The organism is Vibrio sp. 1CM7H (assembly GCF_023161645.1).
Classification (GTDB): Bacteria; Pseudomonadota; Gammaproteobacteria; order Enterobacterales; family Vibrionaceae; genus Vibrio; species Vibrio diabolicus.
Map to the genome: position 1 here is coordinate 128,638 of NZ_JALNTV010000006.1, position 22,842 is coordinate 151,479.

Here is a 22,842-nt window from a genome sequence, read left to right on the forward strand (position 1 = left end):
TAAGCCACTCGGCTTACTGCTGGAATTTGTTTTCGTCTGGTGCAACATTGAGTATTTGTAGCGCGCCTTTCATGATTTCAGAGAAGACAGGAGACGCTACCGAACCACCATAGTAATCATCACCTTGAGGCTCGTTTACGATCACAACCAATGCAATTCGCGGATCGCTAACCGGAGCAAGCCCTGCCGTATAAGTGATGTACTCATCGCTGTATCCACCTGCAGACGCTTTACGTGAGGTACCTGTTTTGGCTCCCACTCGATAACCAGGAACTGCCGCTCGACGAGCTGAGCCTCCTTTTTGGGTTACGGTTTCCAGCATGTCCAAGACCTGGCGTGCGTACTTTGCACTCACTACTTGGCGAGACATGTCATGATCATTGCTTTCGATAATATGGATTGGCTCGTATTTGCCGAGATTTCCAAGCGTCGCATAGGCATGCGCTAACTGGATTGGCGTTATCGATAGACCATAACCAAACGCAATCGTGGCACGTTCAATAGGAGACCATCGTGTTCGTGTCGGGAAGATACCAGTCACTTCCCCAACGAGGTTCAGACCAGAAAGCTCACCAAAGCCCACAGAGCTGTACAGACCGAGCAGCGCCTCTACTGGCATTTGCATTGCCAGCTTCGTCACACCGATGTTACTCGATTTTTTGAGGATCGTGGTCAAGCTCGCTTTACCCACGCGGGATACATCTCTTACTCGGCTACCACCTAAACGAAGTACACCATTACCGGTATCTACGATGGTATCTTTATCGGCTACCCCATTTTCTAAGGCGGCTAAAATAACGAAAGGCTTAATGGTGGAGCCTGGCTCCATCGAGTCCGTGATCACTCGGTTACGCATTTTATAGCTTTGCCAGTCGCTACGATTGTTAGGGTTGTAGGAAGGCGCATTCACCATGGCCAATACGGCGCCGGTTTTCACGTCCAACATAACAACGGAGCCTGACGTGGCGCGATGGTCCGCAACGGCTTGTTTAATCGCACGATAAGCAATCGCCTGTAGGCGCTGGTCGATTGTCAACTGGAGTGACTTACCTTCTTGCTTGTCTTGCCACGCAATGTTTTCTACGACGCGACCATAACGGTCTTTACGAATGGTTTTCTTACCTGCGGCGCCAGTAAGCCACTCATCGTAGCTACGCTCAACACCCTCTAGACCATGCCCATCAATCCCCGTCACCCCAACTAAGTGAGCACTAACCTCACCGGCAGGATAGTAACGACGAGATTCTGACTTAAGACCCACACCAGGCAGCTTTAGCTCACGAATATAGTTCGCCATGGCTGGACTCACTTGGCGCTGCAAGTAAATAAAGCGGCGCTTTTCATTGTGCTTGATCTTGTCTATCAACCCTTGTCGGTCAACACCAAGAACATCCGCTAATGCATACCAACTCTTGGTCTGGCTTAAGGCATTTTCTTTAAATATCGTCGCGGGATCCGCCCAAACGGCCTCAACAGGCACACTGACAGCGAGCGGCTCACCATTTCGGTCCGAAATAATACCGCGTGCAGAAGGAATGGATTTCACACGAACCGAGCGTAGGTCACCTTGTTTAATCAGGTTATCCGGTTCAATGATTTGAATATAGGCTACGCGCGCCACCAAAAGTGCAAATGCACAAAAGACAAAAAACAGTAATAGATGGAAGCGCCAACGAATCAGAAAGGATTCTTCAACCGCCACTTTCACTGCTTTTTTCTCGGTTTTCGTATCCCCCGAAGCGTTTTTTTCTTTCGCGACAGGTTTACGCTTGTTGCTTGGTTTCGTGTTGGTTTTCTTTCTAATCATTTGAGCGTGACAACCACTTCTTTATCGCCATCAGGTCGTTTCATTTCAAGTTCTTTTTTGGCAAGGTCTTGAACACGACTGTGTTCCGCGAGGGCCGTTTCTTCCAACATCAGGTTGCGCCATTCGCTATCTAAACGCTCTCGTTCAACCAAAGTGTGATCTTTTTCGGTGATCGCTTGACGCGCATGGTGGGTAGCAAATACCACTCCCATTGCCGATGCCACGATCAATAGCAACAACACTAATGGCCAGCGACCAACGGTGATAAGATCCGTTGCAATCAACTTAGCAAGGTTAGGAGTGGGTTTCGTCATAATAATTAAAGCTTTTCTGCAATTCTTAGCACAGAGCTGCGCGAACGAGGGTTCATTTCAATTTCTTGTTTGCTTGGCTTAATCGCTTTGCTCACCGCTTTCATATTCGCACTACCAAGAGCACGAATTTGCTCTTCAGTCATTGGAATGCCATGTGGCACTTCAGGTCCTTTGCTCTCTTTACGGATAAAACGTTTGACCATACGGTCTTCCAGAGAGTGGAAACTGATGACAGATAAACGACCTTCAGGAGCCAGAATGCTTGCCGCGCCTTTTAGTGCCGTATCAATTTCTTCTAACTCACTGTTGATGTAAATACGAAATGCCTGGAACGCACGAGTCGCAGGGTGTTTTTTCTCTTTAAAGCTTTTGGGTGCAGCATCTGAGATCAGCTTCGCGAGCTGGCCAGTACGTACCAGTGGTTCATTTTCTTCGTCTTCACGGTAGGCAACAATCGCTTTGGCAATGCGGCGCGCGTGTTTGTCTTCACCAAACTCACGAATCACCCAAGTAATATCATCTAAGTCAGCTTCCATTAGCCATTGAGATACGGGAATACCTGATGTTGGGTCCATACGCATATCTAGCGGGCCGTCTTTCATAAAGCTAAAGCCACGCTCTGCGTCGTCTAACTGCGGAGAAGAAACACCTAAATCCAGTAGAACGCCATCAACTTTGCCAACCAAGTCATACTCTTCAGCATACTCAGCAATACCAGAAAATGGACCATGAATGATGGTGAAGCGAGGATCATTGATTTTGCCTGCTTCAGCTATCGCTTGAGGGTCACGATCGATACTGTACAGTCGACCGTTTTCGCCGAGTTTAGATAGAATGGTCCGGCTGTGACCGCCACGGCCAAATGTTCCATCGATATAGATACCGTCTGGTTTGATAGCTAAGCCATCAATGGATTCATTTAATAACACGGAAATATGTTGGAAGGTTTCGGTCATAGCTTTCTCGTTGAATGATCTTGAAGCGATTTTAAGATACGTTGCTCTCTCATGCTGAATATTTATAGCAAAAGATCAACCTACCATAGTGTACTGATTTCCCACATCATCGCCACCTCAAGTCTAAAGTCAGACGTGATTTAACGCCAAGTTTATTGGTAATGACAGGGTTTGCGTCAATAAAATGCAAAAAACCCATCACTACAAAAAGTAGTGATGGGTCTCGAATAGTTGGAGTCGACACATAAGCCGGGTTCTGTTCCGCTTGCGCGGCGGTAGCCATTCGTCTAGGCCAGCAATCGCTCACTGGCTCAAGCAACCTACCCGCCTCCTTACGCGAGCAACGCAATGTGGAGGCCTATTTGGTCTTGCTCCGGGTGGAGTTTACCCTGCAACGAACTATTGCTAGTCGTCCGGTGCGCTCTTACCGCACCCTTTCACCCTTACCTGTGCCCTAGGGCCATCGGCGGTCTTCTCTCTGCTGCACTTGTCGTAGGCTTGCGCCTCCCAGGCGTTACCTGGCACCCTGCTCTATGGAGCCCGGACTTTCCTCCCCTTTACCAGTCTCCCGAAGGACGTCAACGTCAGTCTCCCAAAGGACTTCAACGTCAGTCTCCCGAAGGACATCAGTAAAGCAGCGACTACCCAGTCAACTCCGAGGGCGGATTGTATAGAGTTATCTACTCAGAGTCTAGTGAGATCACAGATATGATGAAATGAATGCATTGAGTGGTGTTTTTTTAACCTAACCATCAAACATTGAGCCTAAAAAAGGCCGATATTTTCACATCGACCCGCTTTACCATGTGTCTCGTTAGCCGTGCTTAGTCTAAGTTTTCTAAGCCCCACTTATACAACGCATTCTTCTTCAAGTTATGAATTTCTGCCACCAAAGCCGCTGCTTTTTTCAAAGGCAGCTCTTTGGTTAAAATCCCTAATGTACGCAAGGCATCATCTGGCAATGAATCGTCCGCGGTTTCGCGGTGACCATGTACCAATAATACCATTTCGCCACGCTGTTGGTTATCGTCACTTTTCACCCACTCAATTAACTCACCTAATGGCATACCTTGAATGGTTTCAAAAGTTTTCGTTAGTTCTCTCGCCAACACGACTTCTCTATCTGGGCCAAGAACGTCTAACATGTCTTGTAGAGAGTCCAAAATACGGTGCGGTGACTCGTAAAAAATACACGTACGCTCTACCGAAGCAATCTCTAGGAATTTATCCTTACGGCCTTTGCTTTTCGGTGGTAAAAAGCCTTCGAAGCTAAAGCGATCGGATGGCAAGCCTGATGCACTTAACGCCGTAATGACCGCGCAAGCACCAGGAAGCGGCACAACTCTAACGCCCGCTTGACGACATTTTGTCACCAAATGGTATCCTGGGTCGCTGATAAGTGGCGTACCAGCGTCAGAAACTAACGCGATAGACTGACCGGAAAGCAGCTTTTCTACCAAAACCTGTGCTTTTTGCTGCTCATTATGATCATGCAGAGCAAAAGTTTTGGTTTGAATATTGAAGTGAGACAGTAATTTACCCGTATGACGAGTATCCTCAGCAGCAATGATGTCCACCGTCGACAGAATTTCGATAGCACGTTGGGTGATATCCGCTAAATTTCCGATTGGAGTCGGTACGATATAGAGAGTTGGCCCCTCATTCGGCAACTTATTTTTATCTGTCATTTGTTTACCATCACTTCAACGATTAATATAGAGACAATTTTGTACAAAATTATAGAGAACTCACGGCAATGATTAACCATAAGAGACTCAGTGTACCACGCATACTTACTCCTGTTGCACTAGCAATTACGCTCGCCGCCTGTTCTTCAGGTCCAAGACAGCCTGATGGCGTTGATGTAACACTTGAGCCTACTCAGTCTGTTCAGAACTATATGATCCAAGCTGATAGCACGGAAGGCAGTTTACAAAATGACTGGTTGATCATGGCAACCAAAGCCGCTATTCAAGCGAACCAGTTTGATCAAGCAGAACTGTTGATCAAACGTCTGGCTCGACAACAGTTGACCGAAGTTCAGCAAGCGGAGTGGCAACTGGCGCGTGCGACCATACAGCAAAAGCAAGGTAATTACTCGCAGTTGCTGCAATTGTTAAACTTTAAACCTTGGTGGAAATTGCCAAACGAGCAATGGAAAGACTATTACTTGATGCGTGCCGACGCTTATCAAGGCCTCAACCAAGCGTTTGAAGCAAACCGCCAGCTGGTTGCATTTGGTAAATACGCCTCGTCAGCAGAGCAGAGGGAAATCTCTAGCCGTATTTGGATGAACTTTGGCAGCTACTCAGAATATGAACTCACCTCATTAGAAACAGAGCCGAATGAGGATGTTCTAGACGGCTGGCTTCAGCTGGCTGTTTATGCAAAAACGCTATCGGGCAACCTGTCCCAACTTAAAAATACGCTAGAGCGCTGGTTAAGCGAAAACCCTTCGCACCCAGCTGCTATCTATACACCAGAAGAGATTCAAAACATTCTCTCTCTTGATATCGTGAAGCCAAACAATACTGCTTTATTGCTGCCGCTGACGGGTAAGTTCTCGCCACAAGCGCAATTAATTCGTGATGGTTTTGTGTTTGCGATGATGAATGATCGTAATCGAGATCCTAGTGCAACACTTACGGTGATTGACACCAATGCGTATAACGCTGACCAAATTAAACAACGCTTGATCAATGAAAACATCGATTTTGTTGTTGGCCCTCTAGAAAAAGAGAACGTGGAGTTGTTGCACACAACCATGGATGGCTCAGCAAATGGCCCTACCATTCCAGCCCTTGCGCTAAATATCCCCGAGGATGTGCAACCAGATAGCAATATTTGCTACTTGGCATTATCACCGGAACAAGAAGCCGCACAAGCTGCAAAACACTTGTTCAGCGAAGGCTACAGCTTCCCTCTTATTCTTGCACCAAAAGGCAGCTTTGGAGAGCGTGTAACTGAGGCTTTCAACAAAGAATGGCGAAAGTACAGCTCTAACAAAGTCGCAGCAAGTTACTTTGGTGACAAGCGCCAACTTCAAAAAGACATCAATGAAGTATTTGGCCTGCAAGAGAGCAAGCAGCGTATCGCCCAGATGCAATCATTAATGCGAATTAAGCTTGAAACACAGCCACGTAGCCGTCGTGATGTTGATGCGGTTTATATCGTAGCTAGAAGCACTGAGCTGACTTTGATCAAGCCGTTTATCGAAGTAGCGATTAACCCTGATGCGAAAGCACCACAAATCTTCTCTAGTTCGCGTAGCAACAGTGGCGGCGCGACATACGAAGATCTAACAGGCATCATCTACAGCGACATTCCATTGCTGATTGACCCAGATCCTAGCGTGACCGCTGAAATGAACGAGCTTTGGTCAGAGCAATCTAACATGGAAAAACGTTTGAAAGCACTCGGTATGGATGCATATAAATTGATCGGTGAACTTCCACAAATGAAGGTCGTTCCTGGTTACTCAGTCGGTGGCCAAACCGGTATTTTAAGTATCGACAACAACTGTGTTGTACAGCGTGAATTGAGCTGGGCTGAGCGTGGGGCTCTTTAGTAAGCGCCAAATCGGAAATCAATATGAAGCTCTGGCGAAGCACTATTTGCAACGCCAGGGCTTGCGCTTTATTGAACAAAATTTCCTGACCAAGGTCGGTGAGATTGATTTAATCTTCCAACAAGGAGAAACTATTGTGTTTGTTGAAGTCAAATATCGTAAGAACGATCACTTTGGCTCAGCAGCAGAAATGGTAACGCACGCAAAAATGCGCAAGCTAATCAAAACTGCACAAGTTTGGCTTAGCCAACAAAAGCGCTTAAAACACAATATCGATTATCGGTTTGATGTCATCGCTATTCATAACAATGGGCGAGATATCAACTGGATAGAAAACGCAATCTCTGAAGGATAAGCGATGCTAGACAGCATTAAAGACAGCTTTACAGAAAGTATTCAAATTCAAATCGCAGCAGCAGAGGCGCTGCCCGATGCCATTACTCACGCGGCCCAAGCGATGGTCTCAAGCTTGCTCAATGGCAACAAAATTTTATGTTGTGGTAATGGCGGCAGTGCTTCAAACGCTCAACAATTTGTTTCTTGTCTTTTAAACCGTTTTGAAACTGAGCGCCCTAGCCTGCCTGCAATGGCCTTAACAGCCGATAATACAACCCTGACCGCTGTCGCAAACGACTACCACTACCAGGAAATTTTCTCAAAACAGGTACGAGCGTTTGGCCAGCCAGGCGACATTCTGCTTGCCATGTCGACTAGCGGTAACAGCAAAAATATTATCAAAGCGATGGAAGCGGCCGTAACTCGAGACATGACGATTATCGCGCTAACAGGCAAAGATGGCGGTGAGATGGCAGGACTGCTTGGTGAGAACGACGTCGAAATTCGCATTCCATCACACCGCACTGCACGTATTCACGAAGTACATATGGTGACACTCCATTGTCTTTGTGACCTTATTGACCAGGTGCTTTTCCCTGCTCATGAAGAGTAACCAAGACTGAGGGTCAGAATTATGATACGTAGCCTCGTTATCTTATTAACAGCATTGAGTTTAAGTGGTTGCGCTGGCTTGTTTATCGCTGGCGCTGCAACCACAGCAAATATTGTCACGGACACACGCAGTACAAAACAAATTTGGCAGGACAACAACATCGAATTCGAAGTTGCGGCGATCGGTAATAAGGCGCCGTTTAAAGGTGAGGTTCGTGTGGTTGCCAGCTCCTATAACGGTACGGTTGTTCTTATGGGTCAGGCTCCAACGCAAGACCTTATCCATGCTTTAGAGCGAAGAGCTCGAGAAGTTAGTGGTGTGAAAGTCATACACAATCAAATCAAACAAAAAGAGCCACTCACTGTCACTCAAATTAGCAACGACAGTTGGATCACAACCAAAGTAAAATCAGCCTTGCTGACCGACTCTGAACTCAATGGCGTTAAGGTTAAAGTGATCACCGAAGACGGCGACGTTTTTCTCTTTGGTTATGTCACACCAGAGCAAGGCGAGCGAGCGACAGAAATCGCGCGTAATATCTCTGGCGTAAAACAAGTCATTAAAGGGTTCCAATATGGCGAAATGGAACCTGTTGAAGTGGACTTACCGAGTGACGGTGTACAAACAATAGAAAGTGAGACAAACGCGGAAAATGAAGCCAACGTCGAAGCATTTACGATTGAGTAATTGCGAAACATCATTTGAAAACACGTCAAGACACTAAAAAGAAAAAAAGCAGCGTTACGCTGCTTTTTTATTACTTAATCACTCTTAAGCTTGGTTTGCCTTTTGGTCGAGGAGCATCATCCTCTTCGGCATCCGAATCAGAGGCTAACTCAGAAGGCTCATCGCTAACCGTTGTAAACGATGGGGATGATTCTTCCTCGGTCATCGCTTCTTCTTCGATGTGAGTGTACGCTTCTTCTGGTTCAAACATAGTACCAGCACCATTCTCACGCGCATAAATAGCTTGGACAGCATACACAGGCACAATTACTGAGTGCGGACGACCGCTAAAGCGAGCATGGAAGGTAATCGCATCATTACCTAACTCAAGATTACCCACCGCACGTGGTGCAATATTCAAAATAATTTGACCATCTTGAATAAACTCAACCGGTACACGTACGCCCGGCATCGTTGCATCCACCACCAAGTGAGGAGTCAAGTCATTGTCTACTAGCCAATCGTAAAATGCACGAAGCATATACGGGCGGCGAGCAGTCATTTTTGCAATATCCATAACGTGTTTAAAATCGCTTAGCGAACTAGGCGCATTTCACGTTCAGCTTCAGTTAAAGAAGCAAGGAACGAATCACGTTCAAATACGCGGTTCATGTACACCTTGATTTCTTTTGAACCAGGGCCAACCAGATCGATACCAAGTTGAGGCAAACGCCACAATAATGGAGCTAGGTAACAGTCGATCAAGCTGAATTCTTCGCTCATGAAGTACTCATATTCAGCAAAAATTGGCGCTAACGTCAGAAGATCATTACGCAGCTTTGTGCGTGCTTTTTCTGATTCTTCCGCATTACCTTTCATCACTTTTTCAGCGAGTGAATACCAGTTGCGTTCGATACGGTACATCATCAAGCGGCTGTTGCCGCGAGCAACAGGGTAAACCGGCATTAGAGGTGGATGAGGGAAACGCTCGTCCAAGTACTCCATGATGATTTTTGAATCGTAAAGAGCTAGCTCACGGTCAACAAGAGTTGGCACTGATTTATATGGGTTTAGCTCAACAAGCTCAGCAGGAAGGTTTGCTTCGTCAACAAGCTCAACTTCAACACTTACGCCTTTTTCAGCTAGTACAATGCGAACCTGATGGCTATACAAATCTGATGCACTTGAGAAAAGAGTCATCATAGAACGTTTATTGGCAGCTACAGCCATGGAGCCCTCCAGTACACTTACAAATAAAAACAATGGAGGCTAAGCCTCCATTGTACATCAATTAAAATTGGGAATTAGCACGGTATTTTAGCACAATTAATGCACATCGCGCCAATACTCTTTCTTGAGCATCACGACAACGATAGTTAGAAGCACTAAGAAGCCCATTACCCACCAACCTAAAGCATGACGCTCAAGCTGCACTGGGTCACCTGAATAAACCAAGAAGTTCACTAGGTCGCCAACCGCTTTGTCGTATTCGCCTTCGCTCAGCTCCCCCGTACCGTCTGTTTCAGTACCAACAACAACTTGTACTTCTTCGCCATCTACGATTTTCGTATCGTAAATCGGCGTCGGGATGCCTTGTAGCTCTTCGAGCACATGTGGCATACCAACACTCGGGAAGACAATGTTGTTCACGCCGAATGGACGAGATGGATCAACATAGAAAGAGCGTAAGTAAGTGTATAACCAATCAGCACCACGAACTCGTGCAACCAACGTAAGATCTGGTGGTGGAGCACCAAACCAGTTTGCCGCTTGCTTCGGTGGCATTGCGTTGACCATTAGATCACCGATTTTCGCTTCAGGGTTGAAAATCAGGTTTTCTTTCATTAAGTCTGTTGGAATTTCCAAGTCTGTTGCTACACGCTCATAACGCTGATACTGCGTTGAGTGACAAGCAAAACAGTAGTTCATAAACAACTTCGCACCGTTTTGTAGCGAAGCTTTATCCGTTAGGTCAACATTCGCTTTATCAAGCGGAACGTTAGCCCCCGCTGCCATCGCTAGTGATGGCAACATAGCAAATAGAATTACAATCCACTTCTTCATTTGAATGTCACCCTCTCTGGTAATGGTTTGGTTGCTTCATTTTTGCTGTAGAAGAACAGCAACACAAAGAACATGAAGTAACACAAGCTAAAGATCTGAGATAGTAGTGTGTACGTTGGTGTTGCAGGTAACGCACCTAAAATACCCAGAGCGATAAAGGCGATAGTGAACTGTACAATATTCAACAGATGAAGTTTGCTACGGTAACGGTATGAACGAACTTTACAACGATCCAACCAAGGTAGAACAAACAGCACTGCAATTGACGCACCCATTAGGATAACACCTAATAGTTTGTCTGGAACCGCACGTAAGATTGCGTAAAACGGCGTGAAGTACCATACCGGAGCAATGTGCTCTGGTGTCTTCAGTGGGTTGGCAGCTTCAAAGTTAGGCGGTTCAAGGAAGTATCCTCCCATTTCTGGGTTAAAGAACAGCACGTAACAGAAGAAGAACAAGAAACCAGCCACACCAACTAAGTCCTTAACCGTACCGTATGGGTGGAAAGGAATAGAGTCGATAATGTCGTATTTCTTCGTGTAGTAATCGTGGAACTTGAACTGTGTCTTGTAATCATCGCCCATTGAACCTTTTGGTAGCTTAGTTTCGATACCATCAGGGTTGTTTGAGCCGACTTCGTGCAGCGCCAATACGTGCAGAACCACAAGAAGAAGCAGAACGATAGGCAGTGCAATAACGTGTAGTGCGAAGAAACGGTTTAACGTTGCACCAGAGATGATGTAGTCACCACGGATCCAAAGCGTTAGATCATCACCGATAACAGGAATCGCACCAAACAAAGAAATGATTACCTGCGCACCCCAGTATGACATCTGACCCCATGGCAGTAAGTAACCCATGAATGCTTCAGCCATTAGAACGAGGAAGATCAACATACCGAAGATCCACAGTAGTTCACGAGGTTTTTGGTATGAACCGTAGATCAGGCCACGGAACATGTGCAAGTACACAACAACGAAAAACGCAGATGCGCCAGTTGAGTGCATGTAACGTAGAAGCCAACCGTACTCTACATCACGCATGATGTACTCGATAGAAGCAAACGCACCGTCACCAGAAGGAACGTAGTTCATCGTTAGCCAAATACCCGTTAGGATTTGGTTAACCAGAACCAGCATCGCCAGAGAACCGAAAAGGTACCAAAAGTTGAAGTTCTTAGGCATTGGGTATTCAGACAAATGCTTTTTATAAGCATTCATTGCAGGAATACGCTTTTCAACCCAGTCTAACATTGCTTGCATTATGCATCCCCCTCATCAACACCCACAATGAGCTTGGTGTCGCTCAAATACATGTGCTTAGGAACGACAAGGTTCAATGGAGCAGGTACCCCTTGGAACACTCGACCAGCCATATCGAACTTAGAACCATGACAAGGACAGAAGAAGCCAGATCTTACGCCCTGGACCTGCTCTGAGAAAGAGTCTGGTAGATAGGTTGGTGAACAACCTAGGTGAGTACAGAAACCAACAGCGACAAAAAACTCTTCCTTAATCGAACGAAACTCATTCTGAGCGTACTCAGGCTGCTGTTCCATTTCAGATTGCGGATCACGAAGCTTATCGCCGATCGTTTTTAAGTTATCTAGAACGCTTTGAGTGCGGCGAACAATCCATACAGGTTTCCCCTGCCACTCGACACGAACCAGCTGACCTGGTTCAATTTTACTTATATCCACTTCCACCGGAGCACCTGCCGCTTTGGCTTTAGCACTCGGATTCCATGATTTGATAAAAGGCACGGCGACGGCGACTGCCCCTAACCCACCAACAACTGCCGTTGTAGCGGTTAGAAAACGCCTGCGACCGTTATTTAAAGGCGCGTTGCTCATCCAAACATTCTCCCATTTGCTCCCTTTGGATCGTTATTATTCCGCTTATAAGAGCATGGCTAACAAATAATGAATTTAGTTCTATTTATTGGAGGGAAATGATAAAGAAAACCCTACTTTTTGACAAGATAAAGCTACCTTTTTGTAACATTTGTGAGGCAAATCGCTCGCGTCGTCACAAAAGCGGCAGAATTATAAAAAATTGATGTGATTTGTAACAAGAAAGCACAACATGGAAGTTCTGCTGAAAGCTATTCAAACCTTTTATCTTGGTAGTTTTCAGTTAATTACACAGCAAAATATTTCTTAGTGCGCATTCAACTTACGTTGTTTGTATTTTCACTTTTGTAGCACGCCGCATACGCAAAAAAGACGAGTAGGCATTTTAAAACATGTTGCAGGGATATTAAGAGGTAAAGGCACCCACAGCAGATAAATAAGCTTATAACGTATGGTAAGGAAGAAGCCTTACTCTGAGCCTAGTTATAAGTGAATACAAATGGATATTGATAGGCAGGTATTATTTCTTTAAAAACAAAAAAGCCCGGCATAGAGCCGAGCTTTTGGTACACAGTTTCCAGAGTAACTCTGAAAAGCAGAATTTCCAATAAGAGGAAATTAACGCTTAGAGAACTGTGGACGACGACGTGCTTTACGTAGACCAACTTTCTTACGTTCAACGCAACGAGCGTCACGAGTAACGTAGCCAGCTGCGCGTAGAGCAGGACGTAGAGACTCATCGTATTCCATAAGCGCGCGAGTGATACCGTGACGGATAGCACCAGCTTGACCAGAAATACCGCCGCCTTTAACTGTTACGTAAAGGTCTAGCTTTTCAGTTAGTTCAACAAGTTCTAGAGGTTGTTGTACAACCATGCGAGCTGTTGGACGACCGAAGTATTCGTCAAGGTTACGCTTGTTTACTACAATGTTGCCGCTGCCTGGTTTAATAAAAACACGTGCAGCTGAGCTTTTGCGACGGCCAGTGCCGTAGTATTGATTCTCTGCCATTTTCGAAATCCCCAATTAGATGTCTAGTACTTGTGGTTGTTGAGCAACATGGTTGTGCTCAGCGCCTGCGTAAACTTTAAGCTTACGGTACATAGCACGGCCTAGAGGACCACGTGGAAGCATGCCTTTAACTGCAAGCTCAAGAACCATCTCAGGTTTACGATCGATCAACTTTTCAAAAGTGATAGATTTTAGACCACCTGGGAACTCAGAGTGACGGTAGTACACTTTGTTCTTAGCTTTGTTACCAGTTACAGCAACTTTCTCAGCGTTGATAACGATGATGTAGTCACCAGCGTCAACGTGAGGAGTGTATTCAGCTTTATGTTTGCCACGTAGGCGAGATGCAATTTCACTTGCTAGACGACCAAGAGTTTTACCTTCAGCGTCTACAACGTACCAGTCGCGTTTTACAGTTTCTGGTTTAGCAACGAAAGTTTTCATGCTAATAATAACCCGTTAATTAAAATTTAAACTTTAAGGAACACCGTTCTGGTGCTCCCACACTGTCTAAGAGCCCAGTCATCACCCCTTCGAGTCGTTGGTACTCTCGACCTTCAATTTCGAAATAACTTCGATAATCCGGTCTGCAGTAACGGTGGGTCGCAGGATTATAGAGAAGAGCGAAGAAAAAATCACCTTTTTTTGCGCCAAATCACTAATTTTTTCTTCACTTTTTAAGAACCCACTAGATTTAGGCCAAATGCTCACGCGCGAGGTACTCATGACTTTGCATCTCAGTGAGCCGAGACAAACAGCGCTTAAATTCAAACTCGAGCTGCCCCTCAGTATATAAGTCTTCCATTGGCACTTCAGCAGAAATAATCAACTTCACATTGCGCTCGTAAAACTCATCGACCAGTGCGATAAAACGCCTCGCAGCGTCATCTATTTTTCGGTTCATCTGTTGAACGTCCGCCAATAATACCGTGTGATAAATTCGGGACAGCTCAATGTAGTCATTTTGACTGCGAGCGGTTTGGCATAACTGAGCAAAAGACGCATGCAGAACCCCATCACTCGCTTCAATTACCTCAAGCTGACGGTGATTAACTTCGATTTGATGAGCGACGATCTGACGTTCGCCCGTCAGCTGCTGATAATACTTGTTGAGGTTAATGTTGGCCTGTTCATCAAGTGGATAATGGTATATTTCGGCCTGTTCAAGCGTTCTTAAGCGATAATCAACGCCACTATCAACATTCAACACGTCACAGCGTGCCAAAATCATATCAATTGCAGGCAAAAAGCGCGCTCTTTGTAAGCCATTACGATATAAGTTCTGCGGTTCGATGTTTGAAGTCGCGACTAGGATCATCTGCCGCTTGAACATCTCTTGGAGTAACGTTGCAAGGATCATCGCATCCGTAATGTCAGAGACAAAAAATTCATCAAAGCAAACCACATCCGCTTCTTCTTTGAATTTATCCGCTACTTTTGCTAGCGGATTTTCGACATCACCTAACAGCTTCAACTCATCATGTACTCGATACATGAAGCGGTGAAAGTGTACGCGCATTTTTCTTTGGGTTGGTAAAGCATCAAAAAACGCATCCATGAGGTACGTTTTACCGCGTCCGACTCCTCCCCAAAAGTAAAGACCTTTTGGGGGCTCAGGCATGTCGATTTTTTTTCCCATGAGCTTTTGCCATTTGGAAAGCTGGGGCACAGGAGCTGACTGAAATTCAACGATAGCATGGTAAAGCTTATCTAATGCAACGACCGCTTGATACTGAGCTTCATCACGCTGAAACCCGTGTTCTGCTATGTCTTTTTGATATTGTTGTAGTGGTGTCATCGTATTAAGTCGTATAGAGGTACTGGGAAAAGGGTTACCTCGGGGTCAACTTTGAGAATAGAGAGAAGTAGTTATCAGTCCCCGAAGACATACTGCTATTTTTCTTTATCGGCTGTTCAAGCCATAGTAACATGGACTAGCACCGCGTGTAACTAAGTAGTAAAAGACTTGTTAAAACAACTATAAGGAGCAGTTATGCCTTGGATTTATGCCATTGTGGGTTTGCTGGTCGGTACAATCGTAGGCGTAGTCATTAGTAGACTAACCACCCCTGAATACAAGAAACAAAAGTCTGTGCAGAAAGAACTTGAAGCGGCCAAGTTTGAACTAGAGCAACAACGTCAAGAGCTCGTCGATCATTTTGCACAAACCGCAGAAATGTTGGATACACTAGGTAAAGATTACACCAAGCTGTACCAACATATGGCTAAGACCTCTTCTGAGCTTTTGCCAAACTTGCCAGAGCAAGACAACCCGTTTGATAAGAAAACGGCAATGTCTTCTGAAGCTATTGCAGAAGATCAACCAGAGTTTAACGAACAGCCAAAAGACTACGCCAATGGCGCAACGGGTCTTTTAAAGGATCAAGAGAAAGAAATCATTAATGCTCCCGAAGCGGTAACCGCAAAAGCATCATAACCTTCTCTTACCTCTACCAACTAGGGCCGATACATTTGTATCGGCCCTTTTTTGAACTTTTTCTTCTTACCTTTGCTCTAACTTGGATGTGAACTGCCTCCCCCTTTGATTATCCGAACTAGGCCCTATATTAGTTATTAACAAAGTGAACTAACCGTTCGGATATTTCTTTTTGGCAGACATGTTTCAAGAGGAGTTATTGGATGAAAAAACCACTGCTTGCGCTCACCGTTCTATCTCTGAGTTTGGGCTCTATTATTGCGCCAGTTCAAGCCACCGCCGCATTACCTTTAAATGTGGATGGCCAACAGTTACCTAGCTTGGCGCCCATGCTTGAGAAGGTAACCCCTGCTGTTGTGAGTATTGCTGTAGAAGGCAAACAAGTACAAACCAGCCGTATTCCCGAACAATTTCAATTCTTCTTTGGACCGGACTTTCCGATGGAGCAAAGGCGCGAGCGCCCGTTCAGAGGTTTAGGTTCTGGTGTCATTATTGATGCGAAAAAAGGGCATATAGTCACTAACTACCACGTAATCAAGGGCGCGGATGAGATTCGAGTTCGCCTCTATGATGGTCGCGAGTATGACGCTACGCTCGTTGGCGGCGATGAGATGGCCGATGTTGCGTTGCTTAAATTAGAAAAAGCGAAAAACTTAACGCAAATTAAAGTCGCAGATTCCGACAAACTTCGCGTAGGTGACTTTACGGTTGCGATTGGTAACCCATTCGGACTCGGTCAAACCGTGACGTCGGGCATCGTCTCAGCGTTAGGCCGTAGTGGCTTAAACGTTGAAAACTTCGAAAACTTCATCCAAACCGATGCCGCAATTAACAGCGGTAACTCTGGTGGTGCATTGGTCAACCTTAATGGTGAGCTGATCGGTATTAATACTGCGATTTTAGGCCCTAACGGCGGTAACGTGGGGATTGGCTTTGCGATTCCGTCCAACATGATGAAAAACCTCACCGAGCAAATTCTAGAATTTGGTGAAGTCAAACGCGGCATGTTGGGTGTACAGGGCGGTGAAGTAACCTCTGAGCTGGCTGATGCATTAGGTTACGAGTCAAGTAAAGGGGCCTTTATTGGTCAAGTCGTACCAGACAGCGCAGCCGATAAAGCTGGATTGAAAGCCGGTGATGTAATTGTATCGGTAAACGGCAAAGCGATTAATACTTTCTCAGAGCTCCGCGCAAAAGTGGCAACGCTGGGCGCAGGAAAAGAAATCACGTTAGGTGTGGTTCGAGATGGTAAGAATAAAACCTTTGATGTAACGCTTGGCGAATCTACAAATATGAAAGCCAAAGCCGAAACATTACACGAAGGGCTCAAGGGTGCGGAATTAAGCAATACGACACCAAGTGATGCAATTCAAGGCGTTAAAGTATCGAGCGTTGCAGATAACTCTCCGGCCGCTCAATATCAATTACAACAAGGAGACATCATTATCGGTGTGAACCGCCAGCGCGTGAAAAACCTTGCTGAGCTTCGTGCAATCGTGGATAAACACAAAGGCGTATTGGCTCTGAATATTCAGCGTGGCGAACGTACTATTTATCTTGTTATTCGTTAGTCACTTTCAAAGTGATAGGAAATAAGGTTTTCGATGCATAGCACCGAGTAATAAGCCTCGAATACTTTTCCTTATCGCTCAATAGCTAATGAAAAGGGCAGCACGATTCCGTGCTGCCCTTTTGTTATTTTTCAATGTAATGCTATTCTTCATCTTCTATGCCATTTTGGCGCTCATGCATGGAGAGGATATGCTCAGCTTTTTATTACGTTCTGTCTTTTTAGGCTTGGCTACTGCCGCAGTGGTATTACTGGCGGTGCCATCTTTGCGCCACAACGTAATTCCTGCCGCGCTAGATCCGCAACCTGTTAATATCGCGTCCGTTGAGTTGACATTTAATCAGGCGGTGCGAAGAGCAGCACCTGCCGTAGTAAACATCTACAGCCGTAAATATGTTGAAAATGATCGCAGTAAACTCTCGACTCAAGGTCTGGGTTCAGGTGTTATTGTCAGTGAGAAAGGCTACATCATTACCAACTACCATGTGGTTGCTCAAGCAGACCAAATTGTTGTCGCATTACAAGACGGTAGAGCCGCGGCAGCTCAGCTAGTTGGCACGGATAAACGCACAGACATTGCCGTACTTCGTGTCGAAGGTTCGAATTTACCTGTTATTCCTCTTAACTCTAATTACAAACCACAAGTTGGTGATGTGGTCCTAGCCATCGGTAACCCATACAACCTTGGGCAAACCACAACGTTCGGTATTATTTCAGCAACAGGACGCTCATCTATTAGCGACGGTCGCCAAGCATTTATTCAAACCGATGCCGCCATCAATGAGGGGAACTCTGGTGGCGCCCTAGTGAATACTCAAGGTGAGCTCGTCGGCATCAATACCGCCTCTTTCCAGCAAGCGACCGATTTAGAAACTTACGGTATTTCCTTTGCGATCCCTGCGCCACTAGCCAGCAAGATCATGCAGAAAATCATCGCTGATGGTCGCGTGATTCGTGGCTATATTGGTATCGACGGCCAAGATATTAATGCGGTCACTGCTCGCCTACTTGGAAATGAACACATAGGTGGTATTGTCGTGCTTGGTATTGATCCAAATGGCCCAGCCAATGCGGCAGGCTTCCAAAAGCAGGACATCATTATCAGTATTGATGGCAATAAAGTGCAAGGGCGTCAGAGCGTTATGGATATCGTCACCGATTTACGTCCTGGCACCACCGTGGACGTCGGCATCATTCGCAAAGGAAAAGAGATGAGCTTGAAAGTCACCATTGCCGAAGACAAGCAAGAAGCATAAAAAATCCCAGCCATTGGCTGGGATTTTTTATTTGTGCGTTACTCGCTATCGCTCGGTGTTTCCGTCGTATCGGAATCGTCCAGCTCAACCTCAATGCGAGTGACTCGCTGCAAACCTCTTGGTAATAACCCACCTCGGCGACCACGTTCGCCACGGAAGTTATCAAGGTCAGACGGTTTAAGACCCAACTTTCGCTTACCCGCGTACAGCGTTAACGATGCACCTTTTGGTAAAGACATTAAGTGAGATAGTACTTCTTCTCGCTCTTTTGCTTTAGCAGCAGGAATATTGATGATCTTATTCCCTTTACCTTTCGCCAGTTGTGGCAGATCTTTGATTGGGAACAGCAGCATGCGACCTTGGTTAGTGATTGCTAAGATTTCATCAGAATCTAAATCTTCAATCGCTTTTGGCGTCATGACCTCAGAGTTAGCCGGCAAAGTGACCAGCGCTTTACCACTGCGGTTTTTAGACAGCAAGTCAGCACCTTTACATACAAAGCCGTAACCTGCATCAGAGCCCACCAGCCACAGCTGATCTTCTTCACTCATGATCACTTGGCGAATACTGCTACCAGCCGTAATATTCAAACGACCGGTAATCGGCTCACCTTGACTACGAGCAGAAGGCAGCGAGTGCGATTCCAGAGAGTAACTTCGACCGTCACTGCCTAGGAATACCGCAGGCTGATTACTCTTACCTCGCGCATGCGCTAAGTATTTATCACCCGACTTATAGTTCAAGCCTTCTGCATCCACTTCATGGCCTTTCGCGTGACGAATCCAACCTTTTTCAGAAAGCACAACCGTGATTGGTTCACTTGGAACAAGATCACGTTCAGTGAGCGCTTTTGCCTCTGCACGCTCAACCAATGGAGATCGACGGTCATCACCGTATTTCTCTGCGTCTGCTTTAATTTCTTTTTTCAGTAGTGTGTTTAGACGGCGCTCAGAACCGAGTAGCTGTTCTAGCTTCTCGCGCTCTTTCTCTAGCTCGTCTTGCTCACCACGAATCTTCATCTCTTCTAGCTTGGCTAGATGACGAAGTTTGGTATCTAGAATCGCATCCGCTTGGATATCGGTAATACCGAAGCGTGCCATCAATACCGCTTTAGGATCATCTTCGGTACGGATGATCTCAATCACTTCATCTAGGTTTAGGTAAGCAACCAACAAACCTTCCAAGATGTGTAAGCGAGCCATGACTTTGTCTAGGCGGTGTTGTAGACGACGACGTACGGTCGTGCGACGGAACTCAATCCACTCTGACAGAATTTGCACCAGACCTTTAACTTGAGGACGATTATCCAAACCAATCATGTTCAAGTTAACGCGGTAGCTGCGCTCAAGATCCGTTGATGCGAACAAGTGGTTCATCAACAAATCACAATCGACGCGGTTTGACTTAGGTACCACAACGATACGCGTTGGGTTCTCGTGATCCGACTCGTCACGAAGATCGTCAACCATTGGTAGCTTCTTCGCACGCATCTGGTTGGCGATTTGCTCAAGCAGTTTTGCACCCGATACTTGGTGTGGCAGAGAGGTGATAACGATATCAGAACCTTCTTTGTGCCATACCGCGCGCATCTTGATGCTGCCGCGACCGTTGCGGTAAATCTTCTCAATATCCGCTTGCGGCGAGATGATTTCTGCTTCTGTTGGGTAATCCGGACCTTTAACATATTGCATCACGTCCGGCAGTTCTGCTTTCGGGTTGTCGATCAAATGAATAGTCGCATCTGCGATTTCACGAACGTTATGCGGTGGGATGTCTGTTGCCATACCAACCGCAATACCGGTTACACCGTTAAGCAGGATATGAGGCAGGCGTGCTGGCAACATTTGTGGCTCTTTCATTGTGCCATCAAAGTTAGGTTGCCATTCAACCGTACCCTGGCCCAGTTCGCCTAGCAATACTTCAGCAAACTTAGACAGTTTTGCTTCGGTATAACGCATTGCCGCGAATGATTTCGGGTCATCTGGCGCACCCCAGTTACCTTGACCATCCACTAATGGATAGCGGTAAGAGAATGGCTGAGCCATCAATACCATCGCTTCGTAACACGCTGAATCACCGTGCGGATGGTATTTACCTAACACGTCACCAACCGTACGTGCAGATTTTTTGTATTTTGCTGATGCAGAGAGACCAAGCTCCGACATCGCATAAATGATGCGTCGTTGAACCGGCTTTAAGCCATCACCAATGTATGGCAAGGCGCGGTCCATGATTACGTACATCGAGTAGTTCAGATAAGCGTCTTCAGTGAACTTGCGCATTGGCAACTGTTCGACGCCATCGTAGGTAATTTCTGTAGACATCCGTTACACCTCTGCCAAGTCGCCGTTGTTTTGTAGCCAAGAACGACGGTCATCTGCACGCTTTTTACCTAGCAGCATGTCCATCATTTCCATGGTCGCCGTAGAGTCGTCAATGGTTAACTGCACTAAGCGACGCGTGTTCGGATCCATGGTGGTTTCACGCAACTGAAGTGGGTTCATCTCACCCAGACCTTTGAATCGTTGCACGTTGATTTTGGCTTTCTTCTTCGACAAGCGCTCTAAGATGCCATCTTTTTCATCGTCATCGAGGGCGTAGAACACTTCTTTCCCGCAATCGATTCGATACAGAGGTGGCATCGCCACATAGATATGACCCGCTTCCACTAGTGCGCGGAAGTGACGAGTAAATAGAGCACAAAGCAGCGTTGCGATGTGAAGACCATCCGAGTCCGCATCGGCAAGGATACAGATCTTACCGTAGCGCAACCCCTCAAGGTTATCGCTGTCAGGATCAATCCCCAAAGCCACTGAGATATCGTGTACTTCTTGAGACGCAAGAACTTGATCGGCAGAGACTTCCCACGTGTTCAAGATCTTACCACGCAGTGGCATCACGGCTTGGAATTCACGGTCACGTGCCTGTTTTGCCGAGCCACCCGCAGAGTCCCCCTCCACAAAGAAGATTTCAGTGCGACTTAAGTCCTGTGCTGAACAGTCGGTCAACTTGCCTGGCAGTGCCGGGCCGGACGCCACTTTCTTACGTACGACTTTTTTCGCTGCACGCATACGACGGTGCGCGTTAGCGATACAGACTTCTGCCAATTGCTCTGCTAGCTGAGGCTTTTCGTTCAACCAAAGACTGAACGCATCTTTGACTACGCCAGAGACAAATGCCGCGGTTTGACGAGAAGACAGACGTTCTTTGGTCTGGCCTGCAAATTGCGGATCTTGAATTTTAACCGACAACACGTAAGAACAGCGGTCGAAAACGTCATCACCCGTTAGCTTCACGCCACGAGGTAATAGATTACGGAACTCACAGAATTCGCGCATCGCTTCTAACAAGCCTTGGCGTAGACCATTAACGTGCGTACCACCTTGAGCGGTTGGGATCAGGTTAACGTAGCTTTCGGTGATCATCTCACCACCTTCTGGCTGCCAAATTACCGCCCAGTTTGCCGCTTCGGTATCCGCCAAGAACTCACCAGTAAATGGTTCTTCAGGAATAACTGGGTAGCCTTTTACTCCTTCCGCAAGATAGTCTTTAAGACCGTCTTCGTAGTACCACTTATAGTCTTTACCATTAACTTTGTCGGTTAATGTAATCTCTAGGCCCGGGCACAAAACCGCTTTTGCGCGCAGGTTGTTGACTAGGCGCGTAACAGAGAAGTTAGCCGAATCGAAGTACTTCGCATCAGGCCAGAAATGCACGCTGGTACCGCGATTGCGACGACCACATGTGCCGGTTACGGTCAGGTCAGAGACTTTATCACCGTGCTCAAATGCAATTTCATACACTTGGCCATCACGACGAACGGTTACTTCAACGCGTTTTGACAACGCGTTTACTACCGAAATACCTACCCCGTGCAAACCACCAGAGAATTGGTAGTTTTTGTTAGAGAACTTACCACCTGCGTGCAGCTTGCATAGGATTAACTCTACGCCTGACACTTTCTCTTCTGGGTGGATATCAACAGGCATGCCTCGACCATCATCAATCACTTCTAGTGATTGGTCGGCATGTAGGATGACTTGTACTTTTGAGGCATGTCCGGCTAGCGCTTCATCGACACTGTTGTCGATAACTTCTTGGCCCAAATGGTTTGGGCGCGCTGTATCCGTATACATCCCTGGTCGGCGACGTACTGGCTCTAAGCCATTCAGTACTTCAATGGCACCAGCATTATATTGTTCAGTCATAATACGGAATTATTCTCAAGTTTACTTGTTGCCTGAATATCACCAATGGGTGAACCCATACTCAGGAAACGAAAAAGCCACCCTGTTCACATCACTAAGTGCTTGTAAACATGATGCATAACAAAGTAGCCAGGGTCCTCGACCCTTAAGATCTTTTGGCAAAACATAGTCGGAAAGCATACCG

At 46.2% G+C, this 22,842-nt stretch carries 21 protein-coding genes and 1 other RNA gene; 7 read left to right on the forward strand and 15 right to left on the reverse strand.

Features of this window, described 5'->3' with window-relative positions; genetic code table 11:
- Nucleotides 1-13: 13 nt before the first annotated feature.
- From MSG33_RS18925 to rsmI, 5 genes are all read right to left on the reverse strand, one after another.
- The gene (locus MSG33_RS18925) at nt 14-1,807 is read right to left on the reverse strand and encodes a penicillin-binding transpeptidase domain-containing protein (protein ID WP_006743237.1); all 1,794 of its coding nucleotides are present in this window, start codon (nt 1,805-1,807) and stop codon (nt 14-16) included.
- Entirely contained in the window at nt 1,804-2,121 is a 318-nt protein-coding gene (gene ftsL, locus MSG33_RS18930) for a cell division protein FtsL (protein ID WP_005396451.1), read from the reverse strand. Before ftsL ends, MSG33_RS18925 begins: the two co-directional genes overlap by 4 nt.
- Nucleotides 2,122-2,126: 5 nt before the next feature.
- Nucleotides 2,127-3,077, reverse strand: coding sequence for a 16S rRNA (cytosine(1402)-N(4))-methyltransferase RsmH (rsmH, locus tag MSG33_RS18935; RefSeq protein ID WP_006743238.1), 951 nt, complete (start codon nt 3,075-3,077; stop codon nt 2,127-2,129).
- A 229-nt stretch (nt 3,078-3,306) separates the two neighbouring features.
- An RNA gene (gene rnpB / locus MSG33_RS18940) (RNase P RNA component class A) lies at nt 3,307-3,734 on the reverse strand.
- Between the two features lie 167 nt (nt 3,735-3,901).
- On the reverse strand, nt 3,902-4,765 hold the full coding sequence (gene rsmI / locus MSG33_RS18945; protein ID WP_005396454.1) for a 16S rRNA (cytidine(1402)-2'-O)-methyltransferase: 864 nt from the start codon (nt 4,763-4,765) through the stop codon (nt 3,902-3,904).
- Between the two features lie 68 nt (nt 4,766-4,833).
- On the opposite strand from rsmI, the gene MSG33_RS18950 reads away from it, so the two are divergent.
- From MSG33_RS18950 to MSG33_RS18965, 4 genes are read left to right on the forward strand one after another with little or no spacing between them, the layout of a single operon-like run.
- Nucleotides 4,834-6,645: a penicillin-binding protein activator gene (locus tag MSG33_RS18950; RefSeq protein WP_248381738.1), complete on the forward strand. Its 1,812-nt coding sequence runs from the start codon at nt 4,834-4,836 to the stop codon at nt 6,643-6,645.
- Nucleotides 6,632-7,000, forward strand: a complete 369-nt coding sequence (locus MSG33_RS18955; RefSeq protein WP_104971259.1) for a YraN family protein — start codon at nt 6,632-6,634, stop codon at nt 6,998-7,000. The genes MSG33_RS18950 and MSG33_RS18955 overlap by 14 nt, the downstream gene beginning before the upstream one ends.
- Nucleotides 7,001-7,003: 3 nt before the next feature.
- Nucleotides 7,004-7,594 carry a phosphoheptose isomerase gene (locus tag MSG33_RS18960; RefSeq protein WP_005372901.1) on the forward strand — a complete coding sequence of 197 codons (591 nt, stop codon included), beginning with the start codon at nt 7,004-7,006 and terminating at the stop codon, nt 7,592-7,594.
- Nucleotides 7,595-7,615: 21 nt separating this feature from the next.
- Entirely contained in the window at nt 7,616-8,281 is a 666-nt protein-coding gene (locus MSG33_RS18965; RefSeq protein WP_005396458.1) for a BON domain-containing protein, read from the forward strand.
- 70 nt (nt 8,282-8,351) lie between these two features.
- Here MSG33_RS18965 and sspB read toward each other — a convergent pair whose 3' ends face one another.
- The 8 genes from sspB to zapE all read right to left on the reverse strand — a co-directional run bounded on the left by sspB (nt 8,352) and on the right by zapE (nt 14,985).
- Nucleotides 8,352-8,837: a ClpXP protease specificity-enhancing factor gene (gene sspB / locus MSG33_RS18970; RefSeq protein WP_031780550.1), complete on the reverse strand. Its 486-nt coding sequence runs from the start codon at nt 8,835-8,837 to the stop codon at nt 8,352-8,354.
- 17 nt (nt 8,838-8,854) lie between these two features.
- Complete coding sequence (gene sspA / locus MSG33_RS18975) at nt 8,855-9,490, reverse strand: stringent starvation protein SspA (protein WP_248381740.1); 636 nt, start codon at nt 9,488-9,490, stop codon at nt 8,855-8,857.
- Nucleotides 9,491-9,586: 96 nt separating this feature from the next.
- Nucleotides 9,587-10,324 (reverse strand): cytochrome c1, encoded by a 738-nt coding sequence (locus MSG33_RS18980; RefSeq protein ID WP_005372881.1) that lies wholly within the window; start codon nt 10,322-10,324, stop codon nt 9,587-9,589.
- The gene (locus MSG33_RS18985) at nt 10,321-11,586 is read right to left on the reverse strand and encodes a cytochrome bc complex cytochrome b subunit (RefSeq protein WP_005372880.1); all 1,266 of its coding nucleotides are present in this window, start codon (nt 11,584-11,586) and stop codon (nt 10,321-10,323) included. The genes MSG33_RS18980 and MSG33_RS18985 overlap by 4 nt, the downstream gene beginning before the upstream one ends.
- On the reverse strand, nt 11,586-12,176 hold the full coding sequence (gene petA / locus MSG33_RS18990; RefSeq protein WP_005396462.1) for a ubiquinol-cytochrome c reductase iron-sulfur subunit: 591 nt from the start codon (nt 12,174-12,176) through the stop codon (nt 11,586-11,588). The genes MSG33_RS18985 and petA overlap by 1 nt, the downstream gene beginning before the upstream one ends.
- A gap of 618 nt (nt 12,177-12,794) precedes the next feature.
- A complete protein-coding gene (gene rpsI, locus MSG33_RS18995; RefSeq protein WP_005372876.1) occupies nt 12,795-13,187 on the reverse strand; it encodes a 30S ribosomal protein S9 in 393 nt (130 codons plus the stop codon).
- A 15-nt stretch (nt 13,188-13,202) separates the two neighbouring features.
- A complete protein-coding gene (gene rplM / locus MSG33_RS19000) occupies nt 13,203-13,631 on the reverse strand; it encodes a 50S ribosomal protein L13 (RefSeq protein WP_012842158.1) in 429 nt (142 codons plus the stop codon).
- A gap of 250 nt (nt 13,632-13,881) precedes the next feature.
- Nucleotides 13,882-14,985, reverse strand: coding sequence for a cell division protein ZapE (zapE, locus tag MSG33_RS19005; protein ID WP_005395918.1), 1,104 nt, complete (start codon nt 14,983-14,985; stop codon nt 13,882-13,884).
- Nucleotides 14,986-15,180: 195 nt separating this feature from the next.
- Between zapE and zapG the strand changes: the two genes are divergently transcribed.
- The 3 genes from zapG to degS all read left to right on the forward strand — a co-directional run bounded on the left by zapG (nt 15,181) and on the right by degS (nt 18,450).
- On the forward strand, nt 15,181-15,624 hold the full coding sequence (zapG, locus tag MSG33_RS19010; RefSeq protein WP_005395919.1) for a Z-ring associated protein ZapG: 444 nt from the start codon (nt 15,181-15,183) through the stop codon (nt 15,622-15,624).
- Nucleotides 15,625-15,827: 203 nt separating this feature from the next.
- A complete protein-coding gene (locus MSG33_RS19015) occupies nt 15,828-17,195 on the forward strand; it encodes a Do family serine endopeptidase (protein ID WP_005395920.1) in 1,368 nt (455 codons plus the stop codon).
- Between the two features lie 190 nt (nt 17,196-17,385).
- The gene (gene degS, locus MSG33_RS19020) at nt 17,386-18,450 is read left to right on the forward strand and encodes an outer membrane-stress sensor serine endopeptidase DegS (RefSeq protein ID WP_046873999.1); all 1,065 of its coding nucleotides are present in this window, start codon (nt 17,386-17,388) and stop codon (nt 18,448-18,450) included.
- A gap of 38 nt (nt 18,451-18,488) precedes the next feature.
- Here degS and parC read toward each other — a convergent pair whose 3' ends face one another.
- Together parC and parE are read right to left on the reverse strand one after the other, a co-directional pair.
- Nucleotides 18,489-20,774 carry a DNA topoisomerase IV subunit A gene (gene parC / locus MSG33_RS19025; RefSeq protein WP_248381742.1) on the reverse strand — a complete coding sequence of 762 codons (2,286 nt, stop codon included), beginning with the start codon at nt 20,772-20,774 and terminating at the stop codon, nt 18,489-18,491.
- Between the two features lie 3 nt (nt 20,775-20,777).
- Nucleotides 20,778-22,658: a DNA topoisomerase IV subunit B gene (parE, locus tag MSG33_RS19030; protein ID WP_006743361.1), complete on the reverse strand. Its 1,881-nt coding sequence runs from the start codon at nt 22,656-22,658 to the stop codon at nt 20,778-20,780.
- Nucleotides 22,659-22,842: the final 184 nt, after the last annotated feature.

Excerpts from the sequence above, each read along its gene's own strand:
- MSG33_RS18925 (WP_006743237.1), bottom strand. The coding sequence starts at position 1,807 with ATGATTAGAAAGAAAACCAACACGAAACCAAGCAACAAGCGTAAACCT.
- ftsL (WP_005396451.1), bottom strand. The coding sequence starts at position 2,121 with ATGACGAAACCCACTCCTAACCTTGCTAAGTTGATTGCAACGGATCTT.
- rsmH (WP_006743238.1), bottom strand. The coding sequence starts at position 3,077 with ATGACCGAAACCTTCCAACATATTTCCGTGTTATTAAATGAATCCATT.
- rsmI (WP_005396454.1), bottom strand. The coding sequence starts at position 4,765 with ATGACAGATAAAAATAAGTTGCCGAATGAGGGGCCAACTCTCTATATC.
- MSG33_RS18950 (WP_248381738.1), top strand. The coding sequence starts at position 4,834 with ATGATTAACCATAAGAGACTCAGTGTACCACGCATACTTACTCCTGTT.
- MSG33_RS18960 (WP_005372901.1), top strand. The coding sequence starts at position 7,004 with ATGCTAGACAGCATTAAAGACAGCTTTACAGAAAGTATTCAAATTCAA.
- MSG33_RS18965 (WP_005396458.1), top strand. The coding sequence starts at position 7,616 with ATGATACGTAGCCTCGTTATCTTATTAACAGCATTGAGTTTAAGTGGT.
- sspB (WP_031780550.1), bottom strand. The coding sequence starts at position 8,837 with ATGGATATTGCAAAAATGACTGCTCGCCGCCCGTATATGCTTCGTGCA.
- sspA (WP_248381740.1), bottom strand. The coding sequence starts at position 9,490 with ATGGCTGTAGCTGCCAATAAACGTTCTATGATGACTCTTTTCTCAAGT.
- MSG33_RS18980 (WP_005372881.1), bottom strand. The coding sequence starts at position 10,324 with ATGAAGAAGTGGATTGTAATTCTATTTGCTATGTTGCCATCACTAGCG.
- MSG33_RS18985 (WP_005372880.1), bottom strand. The coding sequence starts at position 11,586 with ATGCAAGCAATGTTAGACTGGGTTGAAAAGCGTATTCCTGCAATGAAT.
- petA (WP_005396462.1), bottom strand. The coding sequence starts at position 12,176 with ATGAGCAACGCGCCTTTAAATAACGGTCGCAGGCGTTTTCTAACCGCT.
- rpsI (WP_005372876.1), bottom strand. The coding sequence starts at position 13,187 with ATGGCAGAGAATCAATACTACGGCACTGGCCGTCGCAAAAGCTCAGCT.
- rplM (WP_012842158.1), bottom strand. The coding sequence starts at position 13,631 with ATGAAAACTTTCGTTGCTAAACCAGAAACTGTAAAACGCGACTGGTAC.
- zapE (WP_005395918.1), bottom strand. The coding sequence starts at position 14,985 with ATGACACCACTACAACAATATCAAAAAGACATAGCAGAACACGGGTTT.
- zapG (WP_005395919.1), top strand. The coding sequence starts at position 15,181 with ATGCCTTGGATTTATGCCATTGTGGGTTTGCTGGTCGGTACAATCGTA.
- MSG33_RS19015 (WP_005395920.1), top strand. The coding sequence starts at position 15,828 with ATGAAAAAACCACTGCTTGCGCTCACCGTTCTATCTCTGAGTTTGGGC.
- degS (WP_046873999.1), top strand. The coding sequence starts at position 17,386 with ATGCTCAGCTTTTTATTACGTTCTGTCTTTTTAGGCTTGGCTACTGCC.
- parC (WP_248381742.1), bottom strand. The coding sequence starts at position 20,774 with ATGTCTACAGAAATTACCTACGATGGCGTCGAACAGTTGCCAATGCGC.
- parE (WP_006743361.1), bottom strand. The coding sequence starts at position 22,658 with ATGACTGAACAATATAATGCTGGTGCCATTGAAGTACTGAATGGCTTA.